Below are 12,987 nucleotides of genomic sequence, written 5' to 3'. Positions count from 1 at the left end.
CGGTCGTCGCCGCCCGCCCTTCCCGCGTTTCAGGGGCTGCCGTCGCCCCTGAGCCGCATGTCGACGTCGACCACCCCTTCGACGGCCCGGGCGAGACGCGCGGCCACCGGTATGAGCGAGGTGTCGGCGATGGCCCCGGCGAGGGTGACGATGCCCTCGGACACCTCGACACTCACCTCCTGCCGCCGGGAGGCGAAGAGCTGGCCGACGACCGTCCGCCGCACCTCCTCGGCGATGTCCTCGTCCTCGCGCAGGAAGACCTTGAGGAGGTCGCTGCGGCTGACGACTCCTTCGAGCCTGCCGAGGGCGTCCACCACCGGCATCCGTTTGATCCGGTACCAGGCCATGGTGCGGGCCGCCTGCGCGAGGCTGGCGTCCGCGTGCACGGTGACGGCGGGCGCCGTCATCAGCTCGTCGGCGGTGACACCGCCGGACTTGATCAGGGCGTCCAGGACGCGCATCTGCTCGATGCGCGAGGGGGTGTGGTCGCGGAACTCCTCCTTGGGCAGCAGATCGGCCTCGGACACCACACCGACCACCCGTCCCTCCCCCTCGACGACGGGCAGGGCACTGACCTTCCACTGCTCCATCGTGCGGACGATCTCCTTGAAGGGGCGGCACGGCCGATACTGATCACGGTGTGGGTCATCACGTCGCCGACGGTGCGGGGGCTGTTGTTCCCTGGCGTCACGGGCTCCTGCATCACGGACTCCTTCAGCGCGGGCTCCTGCCCCCAGGGTTGTGCATCACGGGCTCATGCACCACACACCCGTCCACCGGCCCGCAGCCGGGGCCGGCGGCGTGAGGAGGATCCGCCGGCCCCGACGGCCGAAACCTGTGCCCGGGCCCCGGGCGCCCGACCAGGGCCCGGACACAGGTGGTCAGCGCGCGCCGCTGCCGTACGGACCGAAGAGGTCGAGCAGCCGGGTCCGCGCGCACCGCAGCCGGTCCCCGATCACCTGGGAGTACCGGAGCACCAGCGCGTGCCCGAGCGCGGGGTCCTCCTCGCACAGCGCCCGTATCTCCCGCGCGTCGAACTCCCAGGCCCGTACCGGGCTCAGCGTCTCCGCGCCCAGGTGCCAGCTGTACGGCGGGAACAGCCAGGACCAGCCGAGCAGGTCGCCCGGGTGCAGCGTCTCGACGACCGCGGCCCGGCGGCCCGGCACCCGGAGGTCGAGCTGGACCGTTCCGGTACGCAGGATCCAGAAGCGGTCGGCCTTCCGGTCCTCCTCGAAGATCCGTGTCCCGGCCGGGAAGGACACCTCCCGCGCCCGCGCCATCAGCCGCTCACGGTGTTCCGCGGGCAGTGCACCGAGCCGTGCGTTCATCGTCCTCACCGCTCCCCCTCCCCTTCCTGCGTGGCACCGGAGCCCGCGGCCGTACCGGGCGGGCCCTCCGGGACCGGCGGTTCCCATGTCCCAAGGATCCGCCGTGGGCGGGCGCTCCGGGACGGGCCGAACAGCCCCTTCGCCGGGCCGAACAGCCCTCCCGGACCGGCTTTTTCAGGCCGAGGCGGCGCCTTCGCGGCGGGCCGCGGGCCGGACGACGCGTCCGGCCCGCAGGAGGTGGACGGTGTCGGTGCAGGCGGCCACGAGGTCGAGTTGGTGGCTGACCAGGACGAGCGTCAGCCGGCGTTCGGCGCGCAGGCGGGTGAGCAGGTCCAGGACCGCGGTGGCGGTCGCCGGGTCGAGGGCGGAGGTGACCTCGTCGCACAGGAGGAGGTCCGGTTCGGTGGCGAGGGCGCGGGCTATGGAGGCGCGTTGGCGCTGTCCGCCGGAGAGTTCGTGGGGGTAGCGGCGGGCGAAGTCGCGGGGGAGGCCGACGGCTTCGAGGAGGCTGCCGACCCGTTCGGGCCGGTCCGGGGCGGCGACGACGCGGTGGAGCCGGAGCGGGCGGGCGAGGGTGGCGCCTATGGTGCGCGAGGGGTTGAGGGCTCCCAGAGGGTTCTGCGGGACGAACTGGATGCGCCGTTGCTGGTCGCGGCCGCGCTTGCGGGCGTCGGCGGGCAGCGGCCGGCCGTTCCAGGTCAGGCTGCCGGTCTGCGGGACCTGGAGGCCGGCGAGCGTCCGCAGGAGGGTCGTCTTGCCGCACCCGGACGGGCCGGTGATGCCGGTGGCGGAGCCGATGGGGATGTGGAGACCGGCGCCCACCAGGGCGTGGTGGGTGTGGCCGCGGTGGGTGAAGGCGACGTGCAGGTTGTCGGCGTACAGGCCGCCGGGGGCGGCGGCTCCCTCGGCCGAAGCAGGAGCCGGAGCCAGAGCTGGCGCAGGAGGAGCAGGAGCAGACGCGGAGGTCGAGGCCGAGGCCGAGGCAGCAGCGGACCGGCCCGGCGGACGGCCCTGCGCGGGCAACGCCGTGGCCACGTATCCGTACGCGACAGCTCCACCCCCGGCGTCCAAGGCGATCACCGAATCGGCACAGGCCTCGACCACCTGCGGATCGTGGCTGGCCATGATGACGGCGAGACCGTGTTCGGCGGCCAGCCGCCGCAGCAGCGCGGTGATGTCGTCGCGCAGGTCCGCGTCGAGTCCGGCGGTGGGCTCGTCCAGCAGCAGCACGTCGGGCCGCCGGGCCAGGGCGCGGGCCAGGGCGAGCCGTCGCTGCTGCCCGCCGGACAGGGCGCCGGGGCGGTGATGGGCGAGCGGAGTGGGCAGACGGCACTCGGCCATGATCCGTTCGACGGCCTCGGGCGAGGGATCGGCGGCCAGTTCGGTGATCAGACGGCGGGCCGTCATCCGGGGGTTGAGGGCCGACCCCGGGTCCTGGCCCACGTAGGCGACGTGTCGGCGGCGCAGGGTGCGCAGCGCCCCGGGCGCGAGCGCCATCACGTCCTGTCCCAGCACATCGATGCCGCCGGACGTGACGCGCGCGCCCTGCGGCAGCTCACCGATCACGGCGCGCAGCAGCGTCGTCTTGCCGGAACCGGACGGTCCGGTGAGGGCGGTGATCCGGCCACCGTGCAGGCGGAGGCTGGTGCGGCGCAGGAGTACGGGTCCGGAGACGAGGCCGATTTCGAGGCCGGTGACGGTGACGGGCGGCGGGGAGTCGGGCACGGCGGAGTCCTGGGGAGCGGGCGCGCGAGCGCGGGGCGGCCGGAGGTCAGCGCAGGGCGGCCCTGCGAGCGGTGGCGGGTGCCAGGGCGTTGGCGGCGAGGTTGACGCTGATGGCGAGCAGGCCGATGGCGAGGCCGGGCGCGACCACCGCCCACGGGTTGAGGAGGATGCCGGGGCCGTTCTCCCGGATCATCAGGGCCCAGTCGGCCTCCGGCGGCCGGGGGCCGAGCTGGAGGAAACCGGCCATGGAGATGACGTACACCGCGTCGACGAAGCGCAGACCGAACAGCGCGAGGACGGTGGCGCGCAGGTTGGGCAGGATCTCCCGCAGCGCCAGGTACCCCGGACGCTCGCCGCTCGCGACGGCGGCCTCGACGAACCCGGTGGCGGCGACCGGCGCCGCGGCTCCCGCGACGATCCGTACCGCGTACGGAACCCCGAGCAGGACGGCGGCCACGGTGATCGCGAGGCGGCCGCCGCCCGGCCAGGCCAGCGCGAGCAGCAGGATGCCCAGCACGGGCGGGAGCAGGATCGCGGTGTCCGCCGCGCGTTCGACCAGCCGCCCCAGCCGCGGGCCGAGGACGGCGAAACAGCCGAGCAGGGTGGCCAGGAAGGTGACCACCACGGCCACCACGAGCGCGCTGCCGATCAGCGCGCTGCCGCCGTTCAGCAGGCGGCTGAGCACGTCCCGGCCGAGCTGGTCCCCGCCCAGCAGCGCGCCGCTCGCGCCCGCCTCCCCGTACGGGGCGGTGACCGGCTTGTCGACCGGGTGCGCCGCGAGCAGCGGACCCGCCAGCGCCACCAGGAGGAGCAGCACGGCGGGGACGACGGGGGCCAGGACACGGGGTTCCAGCCGGCTCGTCCGGCGCGGGCGGGGCCGCGCGGACACCTCGGCGGTGGTCATGAGCGGGCTCCCAGGGTGCGGGCGCGTACCAGGTCGGCCAGCAGCAGGACGACGGTGATCAGCGCGGCCGAGCAGGCGACGACGGCCGCGATGACCGGGGTGTCGCGGTCGGCGACGGCACCGGCCAGCACCGTGCCGATGCCGGGGTAGTTGAAGAGCGTCTCGACGACGACCGTGCCGCCGAGCAGCATGCCGGTGGACGTGGCGACGCCGGTGGCGATGGCGGGCCAGGCGCCCGGCAGAGCGTGCCGGAGGAGCACCTGCCGGGTGGACAGCCCGTCCAGGCGGGCCGCTTCGACGTGCGGGGTGGCGGCCTGGTCGGCGAGGGCACCGCGGACGATACGGGTGTTCCAGCCGGTCTGCGGCACGGTCAGCGCCAGCACCGGCATCACCAGCATGGTCCAGCCGGCCGGGGCGCCGTCGGCGCCGGTGACGGTGGCGGCGGGCAGCCACCCCGTCCAGAGCGACAGGACGAGCAACAGGCCGACGGCGACCACGAATTCGGGCAGCGCGAAGGCGGCGGTGGAGGCGAGGTCCACGGTCCGGTCCACCAGGCCCTTCGGGCGCGCGGCGGCCCAGGTGCCCAGGGTCAGCGCGCCGAGGACGGTCAGCACGAAGGCGGTGCTGCCCAGCAGGACGGTGTTGGGCAGCGGCGCCGCGAGCAGGTCGCCGACCCGTTCGCCGCGGGCCGAGGTGCCCAGGTCGCCGGTGGGCAGCGCGGTGATCCAGTCCCAGAAGCGCTCCCACACCGGCCGGTCCAGGCCGAGCAGCCGACGGCGCACGGCGACGCCCGCAGCCCCTTCGCCCCGCTCCGCCGTGGCCGTGGCCGCGTCGCCCGGCAGCAGTTCGATCGCGGTGAAGACCAGCGCGAGCAGCACCACCAGCATCAGCACGCGCTTGCCCAGGACGGCCGCCACTCGCGCGGCCAGAGCACCCGCACGCCGCGCCGCGGGCTCCGGCACGGGCCGGGCGGCCGCCTCGGCGGGCCGGGTGCCGGTCTCCGTCACGGGGCGAGCCAGACGTTTTCGAGCTGGACGCGCCCGTAACCGGGCAGCTTCGGCAGGCCGCGCACCTTCGGCGCGGCCAGGTCGATACCGTCCGCCATGCCCCACAGCAGATAGCCGGACCGCTCGTGCTCGATGCGCTGGAGGTCGCGCAGGGCGGCGGTGCGGGCCGTGCGGTCGGCGGTGGCCATGACCTTGCGGTAGGCGGTGTCGAACGCCGCGTCGGACCAGTCCGCCTCGTTCTGGCCGGCCCCGGTGGTCAGGGTCTTGGAGGCGAAGAACACCACCGAGTCGTTGGTGCCCCAGTAGTTGGCGTAGAAGTCGCCCTTGAGCCAGGTCTGCTGGTAGAAGGCGCCGGACTCCTGCTTGACGACCTCGATCCTGACGCCCGCCTCGCGCGCCTGGGAGGCGAAGAGGGTGGCCGACTCGGCGAGTCCGGCGACGTCCTCGGTGGTCACGAGCCGGTACGTACGGGAGAAGTCGAAGCCGGCCTCGGTCAGCAGCCGTCGGGCCCCCGGCAGGTCTCGTGTGCGCTGCGGGAGGTCCGTGGCGTACGCGGGGTCGCCGGTGCCGAGGACGTCGTTGGCGACCGTCCCGTACCCGGACAGTACCTGGGCGACCATCGCCTCGCGGTCCACCAGCAGCTTCATCGCCTCGCGTACCTTCGGGTCGGCGAACGGGCCGCTGGAGGTACGCATCACGATGGGCATGGCCATGTCGTCCGGGCGCCGGACGATCCGGATGTCCTGGCGGGCCTTGGCCGTACGGGCGGCGACGGCGCCGACGTTGGACGCCACGTCGATCTGCCCGGACAGCATCGCGTTGGCCATCGCCTGCGGGCTCTGGAACATGGTGACCTCGACGGCGTCGAGGTGGACCGCGCCGCCGTGCCAGTCCGCGTTGCGCAGCAGCCGGGCGTTGCCGTCGCGGTACCAGTCCAGCGTGAAGGGTCCTGTTCCCGGGGCCTTGGGCAGGTCCCGGTCGGCGGTGTCCTTCTTGAGGACGAACGTCGTGAGCCTGGTGAGCAGGGGGAGTTCGGCGTTGGGGTAGTCGGAGACGAGGACGACGGTGCGCTTGCCGTCGGCGGTGATGCGGCCGGCCGTGACGCCGGGCAGCCGGGCCGCCCCGGACGGGGTGGCGCGCAGGCGGCGCAGCGACCAGACCACGTCGTCGGCGGTGACGGGGGTCCCGTCGTGGAAGGCGGCGCCCTCGGCGAGGGTGAAGCGCCAGGTCTTCAGGTCCTTCGAGGGGGTGAAGGCGGAGGCGAGGCGGCCGACGGTGTTGTCCTTGTCGCCCGGCGCGGTCAGCGTGTCGTACACGAGGGCGATGACGAGGTAGTCGCTCTCGTTGCCCTGGGTGCCGTGCGGGTCGCGCGTGATCGCCGAGGGGCGGCCCAGGGCGCCGATGCGCAGGGTGCCGCCCTGCCGCGGGGAGCCGCCGGCGGCGGGTGCCGTGCCGTCACCGCCGCACGCCGAGAGCAGCGCGGCCGCGCCCAAGCCCCCGCCGGCCGCGAGCAGTTGCCTTCTGCTGAAGTCCACGCCGCCTCGCTCTGTTCGTTCGGTCACTTAGGTTTGCCTACCCTAATGTGATCCGAGTGCGCAAGGGCGCTCGCCGCCGAGTGCGCCTATTGGTCGTCGTCAACTGGGCGTTAATGGGCGGGAGTTACTGGAAGGCGGACGGGCGCGACAAATGAAGTGAGGTTTGCCTTACCTAAGTTGGGTCGGTAGCGTCGTTACTGTCCGCTGGACCCCGGACACGGAGCGCCAGTCATGGCGGCCCCCTGCCCGGCCCGTCGAGCGCGCCGCGCCCTGCCCGGGCGGCGTCGCACCGGACCCGATTCCCACCCTCAACGGAAACGGACTGCCTCGACATGACCACGGGAGCCGCCCCCGTCCGCCAGCTCGACCCCGCCGACGCCGAGGAACTGCGCCGCACCGCCGAGGAGATCCTCGCCGCGGCCGGTACCTCCGCCGCCTCCCCGTACCTCCTCGCCCGTGTCGCCGAGTCCGCCGCCGCCCTGCCCGCCACGGTCCGTCACCAACTGCGGCCGGTCGACACCGACGACGGCCTGTTCGTGCTGCGCGGCCTGCACGTCGACGACCCCGAACTCGGCCCCACCCCGGCGGGCTGGGCCGCCGCCGGTGACAGCGGCGCCGTGCACGACATCGTCCTGCTGCTGCTCGCCACCGTCATGGGCAACCCCATCGCCTGGGAGGGCCAGCAGGGCGGCCGCTTCGTGCACAACATCGTCCCCGCCCCGGGCCGCGAGACCGAGCAGACCGGCGCCGGCAGCACCGTGCTGCTCAGCCCGCACACCGAGGACGCCTTCCACCCCGGCCGCGCCCACCTGCTCATGCTCAGCTGCATGCGCAACCGCGACCGCATCGCCACTACGGCAGCCAGCATCCGCAACGTACGGCTCGACGCGGCCGACATCGAGCTGCTGAGCCGCCCGCTGCTGCCGATCCTGCCCGACGACGCGTACACCGAGGCCCGGAACTTCGACGGCGGCCCGCCGCCCGCGGTCCCCACCCTCCACCGGACGGACGACGGCCTGACCCTGCGCTTCGACCCCGCCTACACCCCCTGGACGACGCGCCCCACGCCCAACGGGCCGCCTACGGACGCCTGGAGCGCGAACTCGCCCGCGTCTCGGGCGCCGTGCGCCTGGAACCGGGCGAGGTGCTCGTCGTGGACAACGACCTGGTCGTACATGGCCGGGTGCCCTTCCGGGCCCGTTACGACGGCACCGACCGCTGGCTCAAGCGTGCCTCCGTCCGTGTCCCCGCGCGCCGTACACGCCCCCTGGCCGAGGCGTCGGAGCGCGGTTACGGTCAGGCCGCCGTCGAAGCCCACACCGGATGACAGTCCACATCGGATGACAGCCCGCAGCTCCCCGAGGACGGACATGACCGACAGCACCGCGGCCGCCGGCCCCCGCTCCACATCCGCCGGCCCCCGCTCCGTACCCACCGGCCCAGGCCCCTTGTCCGGCGACCCCCGCTCCATACCCGCCGGCCCAGACTCTCCGTCCGCCGGCTCCCGCTCCATACCCGCCGGCCCAGGCTTCCCGTCCGCCGATCCTCGCTCCATACCCGCCGACCACCGCACCCTGCGCATCCTGACCACCAGCGACCTGGCCGGCCTCGGCATCACCCACGCCGACGTCGTGGCCACCGTCGAAGGGGCCTACCGCACCCTCGCCGCGGGCGGCTCCGACAACCCGCGCAAACTCACCGTCCAGCCCGCCGACGGGCACTCCGTCGCCTACGCGATGCTCGGCCGGGACGGTTCCCGCGACGTCGTCGCCGTCAAGACCTCGTACAAGCACGGCCTGGACAAGGACCGCGGGAGCCAGCACTACTACACGACGCTGACGCTCTACGACGACGTCACCGGCCTGCCCGTCGCGATGATGGACTGCGGCCGCATCGGCTCGCTGCGCACCCCGGCCGCCTCCGCCCTGCTGGCTCGTGAATGCGCCCCGCCCGGCGCCCGCAGCGCCCTGGTCATCGGCACCGGCACGCAAGGACGCCTGGCCCTCCCGTTCCTGCTGACGACGCTGCCGGGCCTGGAGCGCCTGATGCTGTACGGCAGCCACCCCGACGGCATCGCGGCGGTACGCGAAGAGCTGCGCGCCCACTTCCCGGACCGGGACGTGGAGCTCGTCACCGGACTGCGGGCCGCGGCGGCCGACGCCGACGTCGTCGTGGCGACCGCGGGCGGCCACACCACGGCGGCCGTCGAAGCCGGCTGGCTCCGGCCCGGCGCGCTGTCCGTCCTCGTCGGGCACGGCCTGGCGCCGTCCACCCTGCACCGCGCCGACCGGGTCGTGGCGACCAGCGAGGCGCAGATGAAGGTCACCGGCACCGACATGGCCGACGCGGCCGGCCGGTTCCCCGCCGTGGACGCCGAGTTCCCGGCCGTCCTGGCCGGTACCGCCACCGGCCGCGGCACGGCGCGGGAACGCGTCTTCGCCTACAACAGCGGACTGGTCGTCACCGACATCGCCCTCGGCCACCGCTTCGCCCAACTCGCCCTCGACCAGGGGCTGGGGACGCGGGTGGCGCTGTGGCAGTGACCGTACCGCGGCCCGCCGGCGTACCGACGCTGCCCGCCCACCCCGACCCCGGCACCGACCGGATCATGGACAGCGGCCTGCTGCACGAACTGTCCTACGCCTTCGACGGCCCCTTCCACTTCCTGCTCCCGGACCGCTTCGACGCCCACCTCACCGCCTTCCGCGCCGCCCTCGTCGACGCCGGGGTGGCAGGGCGCGTGTACTACGCGAAGAAGGCCAACAAGGCCGCCGTGTGGGCGGAACGCTGCGCCGTCCACGGGGCGGGCGTGGACGTGGCGAGCGTCCCGGAACTGCGCGAAGCCCTCGGCCACGGCGTACGCGGCGAGAACATCGTCGTCACCGGACCGGCCAAGAGCGACACCCTGCTGCGCCTGGCCGCACTCCAGGGCTGCCTGGTCGCCGTCGACGCGCTCGACGAACTGGACCTGCTCATCACACTCGCCCTGACCGGCACCGTACGCCCCGCCCGCCTGCTGCTGCGCCGCCTGCCGCCCGCGCAGCCGCACAGCCGCTTCGGGATGACGGCCGCCGAGCTGGACACCGCACTCGACCGGTGCGTACGCGCCGGGGACGCCGTACGGATGGAAGGTTTCAGCTTCCACCTGTCCGGCTACGCCGTCCGGCCGCGCGCCGACCTCGCCGGGCAACTCCTCGACCACTGCCTGCGTGCGCGGGAACTGGGCCTGCGGGCCGACCGGATCAGCATCGGCGGCGGCTTCGCCGTCGACTACAGCGACGCCCGCCACTGGCAGGCGTTCCTCGCCGCGCAGCGCCCCGAGCACTACCACGCGCACAAGACGTTCGAGGCCGACGGCTTCTATCCGTACCACTCGCCGGTCGCCGGGGCCGACGCCCTGCGCGCCGTCCTCGACACCGTCCCCGCAGGCGGCCGTACCCGCCTGGCCGACCGGCTCCAGCAGACCGGCACACTGCTGATGGCGGAGCCCGGCCGGGCCCTGCTCGACGGCGCCGGCGCGTCGGTCTTCCGCGTCCAGGGCGTCAAGGAACGCGACGGCTACCGCGTCCTCACGGTCGACGGCACCAGCCTCAGCCTCTCCGAGCAGTGGTTCAACAGCGAGTACCTGCCCGACCCGTACCTCGTCACGCCGGACGGACGGGCCCGCGGTGACGCGGCGCACCCCGCGTGCGTCGGCGGCGCCACCTGCCTGGAGTCGGACCTGCTCACCTGGCGCAAGGTCCCGTTCCCCGCCCGGCCGCGCGTCGGCGACCTGCTGGTCTACCCGAACACCGCCGGATACCAGATGGATTCGAACGAGTCCCCGTTCCACGACTCGCCGCTGCCGCCCAAGGTCGTCGTGGACCGCCTGGGCGCCCGACCGCGCTGGCGTCTCGACCGGCGTCCTGCCCGCTGAGGAACGCGCCCCGGCCCGTCGTCGCGCCACCCCTTCATGACCAGCCCTTCCCCGCTCAGGAGCCGCCCAGTGAAAGAGGCCCTCGTGCGCCCCGCCGTGGTCTCCCGCATCTCCGATCTCATCGGCCGCACCCCGCTGTACGAGCTGTGCCGTACCGAGTCGGGCAGCCGCCTGCTGCTCAAACTGGAGATGTTCAACCCGACCGGCACCGCCAAGATCCGGATGGCCCGCCAGATGGTCCTCGACGCCGAGGCGCGCGGCGAACTGCGGCCCGGAGGCCGCATCATCGAATCCACCTCCGGCAACACCGGCCTCGGCCTCGCGGTCATCGCCGCCGAGCGCGGCTACACCTTCACCGCCGTCGTCGACCACCACGCCTGCGCCGACAAACTGCGCGCCATGCGGGCCCTGGGCGCCGAACTCGTCTACGCCGCCGACGGTGGCACCGACGAGCTGGCCACCGCCGCCCGCGAGGAACTGGCCGCGGAGCTGGCCCGCGACCAGTGCAACACCGTCTTCACCGAACAGCACAACAACCCCAGCAACGGCGTCGGTTACTTCCCCGTCGCCCATGAGCTGCACCAAGCCCTGGACGGGAGGATCGACGTCCTGATCGGCGCGGTGGGCACCGGCGGCGGGCTCTGCGGCACCGCCCGCGCACTGCGCGCCCTCGTCCCCGGCTGTACGACGGTCGGCGTCGAGCCCAAGGGCTCCATCGCCTTCGGCGGCCCGGCCCACGACTACTACCAGTCCGGCACCGGCACGCCCGAAGGCGCCGAGATCGGCGCGCTGGTCGACTTCGACCTGATCGGCGAGGGCGTGAAGGTCGGCGACGTGGAAGCCTTCGCCACCGCCCGCGCCGTCGCCCGCGCCACCGGGCTCCTCATCGGCGGCTCGGCGGGCGGCGTCGTCCACGAGGCCCTGGCCAGGCTCCCTGCCCTGGCCCCGGGTTCCACTATGGTCGCGCTGGTCAACGACGGCGGTGAGAAGTACCTGGACACCGTCTTCGACGACGACTGGATGCACGCCCGCGACCTCGTCGACCGTGGCCTGGAACGGGAGATCGACGAGACGCTTACCAAGCTCCGCAGGAGGTGAGCCACGCCATGCCGCCCGCCGTGCTCCTCCGCGACAGCCGCGCCCTGGCCGCCCTCGCCGTACCCCTCGTCCTGACCCAGCTCGCCCAGGTCGCCCTGACGACCACCGACACCGTGATGATGGGGATGCTCGGCACGGCCGACCTGGCGGCGGGCGGGCTCGCCATCGTCATCTTCAACCAGCTGCGCACCATGGGCGTCGGACTCGTCACCTCCATCGGCAACCGCACGGCCGCCGCGTCCGCACGGGCGGAGGGGACGGGCGCCGACGCGCGCGAGGGCAGCGAAGAGGTCCGTACGACCGTCCGCGCCGGGCTGGCCGTGGCGACCCTCGCCGGGCTGGCGGGCGCCGTCCTCATGCTGCTCATCGGCCAGGCGCTGACCTGGCTCGGCCAGGAGGCGGACGTCGTCGGCCGGGCGCGGACGATGCTGCTCGTCCTCGCGCCGGGCCTGTTGCCGTGCCTGTGGTTCCAGGCCGTCCGCCAGTTCACCGTGGGCATGCGGCGGCCGCAGGCGCTGCTGCGCATCACCGTCGTCTCCGTCGCCGTCAACGCCGCGCTCAACTGGGGGCTGATCCACGGCACCTGGGGGCTGCCCGAGCTGGGCCTGCGCGGTGTGGGCGTGGCCACCACGCTGGTGTACTTCCTCTCCTTCCTGGCGCTGTACGCCGCCGCGAAGCGCGACCCGGTGCTCGGCCCCCATCTGAGCCTGAACATCGCCAGGGCGGACCGCGCCGCGGCCGTCCGCATCGTCCGGCTCGGTGTGCCGATCGCCGCGGCCTACGGGTCGGAAGCCGGGTTCTTCTCCGTCACGGCCCTGATGGCCGGCTCCTTCGGCAGCGCCGCGCTGGCCGCGCACACCGCCGTCAACCAGCTCGTCTACATCGTCTTCCAGGTCGCCGTCGGCCTCTCCCACGCCGCGTCCGTCAACGTCAGCCGCGAACTCGCCCTCGGCCGTACCGACACCGCGCTGCGCATCAAGAACACCGCACTGGCCTGCGCGGGCGCCGTCATGACCGTCGTCGCGGCCGTCTACGCCACGCTGCCCGGACTCGTCCTCGCCCCGTTCTTCGACACCGACGGCGCCCGGGACACCGAAGCCGTCTCGATCGCCACCCACCTGCTGCTCGTCGTCATGGTCCTGCAATTCTTCGACTGCGCCCAGAACATCGGCGTCGGTCTCCTGCGCGGGCTGGACGACACCAGGAGTGGCTTCCGCATCACCCTCATCGGCTACTGGGCCGTGGGCCTGCCCGCGGCCTGGCTCCTGGCTTTCGCCGCAGGTCTGCACACCCTCGGCATCTGGCTCGGCCTCCTCACCGGTCTCGCCACCACCGCCGTCCTGCTTCTGCGCCGCTACGGCACGAGTGTGCGCGCCAAGGCGGGCCTCGGGGAACATCGGTACAGCGGTCGGGTGTCGTAGTCGGGACGGACGGCTGTCTGCCATCGGTGAACACCACCCCGAGCGGGCGCGAC

General features: G+C 73.7%; 9 protein-coding genes and 1 pseudogene. 4 read left to right on the top strand and 6 right to left on the bottom strand.

Annotated features, from left to right (window positions below; translation table 11 throughout):
- Positions 1-29: 29 nt before the first annotated feature.
- The 6 genes and pseudogenes from ACEXOX_RS03670 to ACEXOX_RS03645 form a co-directional block, all read right to left on the bottom strand.
- Positions 30-703, bottom strand: a pseudogene (locus ACEXOX_RS03670) (CBS domain-containing protein).
- A 178-nt stretch (positions 704-881) separates the two neighbouring features.
- A complete protein-coding gene (locus tag ACEXOX_RS03665; protein ID WP_406519068.1) occupies positions 882-1,328 on the bottom strand; it encodes a cyclic nucleotide-binding domain-containing protein in 447 nt (148 codons plus the stop codon).
- Positions 1,329-1,502: 174 nt separating this feature from the next.
- On the bottom strand, positions 1,503-3,053 hold the full coding sequence (locus ACEXOX_RS03660) for an ABC transporter ATP-binding protein (RefSeq protein ID WP_406519067.1): 1,551 nt from the start codon (positions 3,051-3,053) through the stop codon (positions 1,503-1,505).
- Between the two features lie 46 nt (positions 3,054-3,099).
- A complete protein-coding gene (locus ACEXOX_RS03655) occupies positions 3,100-3,957 on the bottom strand; it encodes an ABC transporter permease (RefSeq protein WP_406519066.1) in 858 nt (285 codons plus the stop codon).
- Positions 3,954-4,844, bottom strand: a complete 891-nt coding sequence (locus ACEXOX_RS03650; RefSeq protein ID WP_406526215.1) for an ABC transporter permease — start codon at positions 4,842-4,844, stop codon at positions 3,954-3,956. The genes ACEXOX_RS03655 and ACEXOX_RS03650 overlap by 4 nt, the downstream gene beginning before the upstream one ends.
- Positions 4,845-4,960: 116 nt before the next feature.
- The gene (locus tag ACEXOX_RS03645) at positions 4,961-6,499 is read right to left on the bottom strand and encodes an ABC transporter substrate-binding protein (protein WP_406526214.1); all 1,539 of its coding nucleotides are present in this window, start codon (positions 6,497-6,499) and stop codon (positions 4,961-4,963) included.
- Positions 6,500-6,831: 332 nt separating this feature from the next.
- On the opposite strand from ACEXOX_RS03645, the gene ACEXOX_RS03640 reads away from it, so the two are divergent.
- The 4 genes from ACEXOX_RS03640 (at position 6,832) to ACEXOX_RS03625 (ending at position 12,934) form a co-directional block, all read left to right on the top strand.
- Positions 6,832-9,042, top strand: a complete 2,211-nt coding sequence (locus ACEXOX_RS03640; protein WP_406519065.1) for a hypothetical protein — start codon at positions 6,832-6,834, stop codon at positions 9,040-9,042.
- A complete protein-coding gene (locus ACEXOX_RS03635) occupies positions 9,039-10,415 on the top strand; it encodes a Y4yA family PLP-dependent enzyme (RefSeq protein ID WP_406519064.1) in 1,377 nt (458 codons plus the stop codon). Before ACEXOX_RS03640 ends, ACEXOX_RS03635 begins: the two co-directional genes overlap by 4 nt.
- A 69-nt stretch (positions 10,416-10,484) precedes the next feature.
- The gene (locus ACEXOX_RS03630) at positions 10,485-11,513 is read left to right on the top strand and encodes a cysteine synthase family protein (protein ID WP_406519062.1); all 1,029 of its coding nucleotides are present in this window, start codon (positions 10,485-10,487) and stop codon (positions 11,511-11,513) included.
- A gap of 8 nt (positions 11,514-11,521) precedes the next feature.
- Positions 11,522-12,934, top strand: a complete 1,413-nt coding sequence (locus ACEXOX_RS03625; protein WP_406526213.1) for an MATE family efflux transporter — start codon at positions 11,522-11,524, stop codon at positions 12,932-12,934.
- The last annotated feature ends 53 nt before the right edge of the window (positions 12,935-12,987 follow it).

The organism is Streptomyces sp. Ac-502 (assembly GCF_045222935.1).
GTDB classification, from domain to species: Bacteria; Actinomycetota; Actinomycetes; order Streptomycetales; family Streptomycetaceae; genus Streptomyces; species Streptomyces monomycini.
The sequence above is the reverse complement of the archived record's forward strand: the minus strand, read 5'-3'. Positions and strand labels throughout refer to the sequence as shown.

Bases quoted from the DNA above. Each gene is read 5' to 3' on its own strand.
- ACEXOX_RS03665 (WP_406519068.1), bottom strand. From the start codon at position 1,328: ATGAACGCACGGCTCGGTGCACTGCCCGCGGAACACCGTGAGCGGCTG.
- ACEXOX_RS03650 (WP_406526215.1), bottom strand. From the start codon at position 4,844: ATGCTGGTGGTGCTGCTCGCGCTGGTCTTCACCGCGATCGAACTGCTG.
- ACEXOX_RS03640 (WP_406519065.1), top strand. From the start codon at position 6,832: ATGACCACGGGAGCCGCCCCCGTCCGCCAGCTCGACCCCGCCGACGCC.
- ACEXOX_RS03625 (WP_406526213.1), top strand. From the start codon at position 11,522: ATGCCGCCCGCCGTGCTCCTCCGCGACAGCCGCGCCCTGGCCGCCCTC.
- ACEXOX_RS03655 (WP_406519066.1), bottom strand. From the start codon at position 3,957: ATGACCACCGCCGAGGTGTCCGCGCGGCCCCGCCCGCGCCGGACGAGC.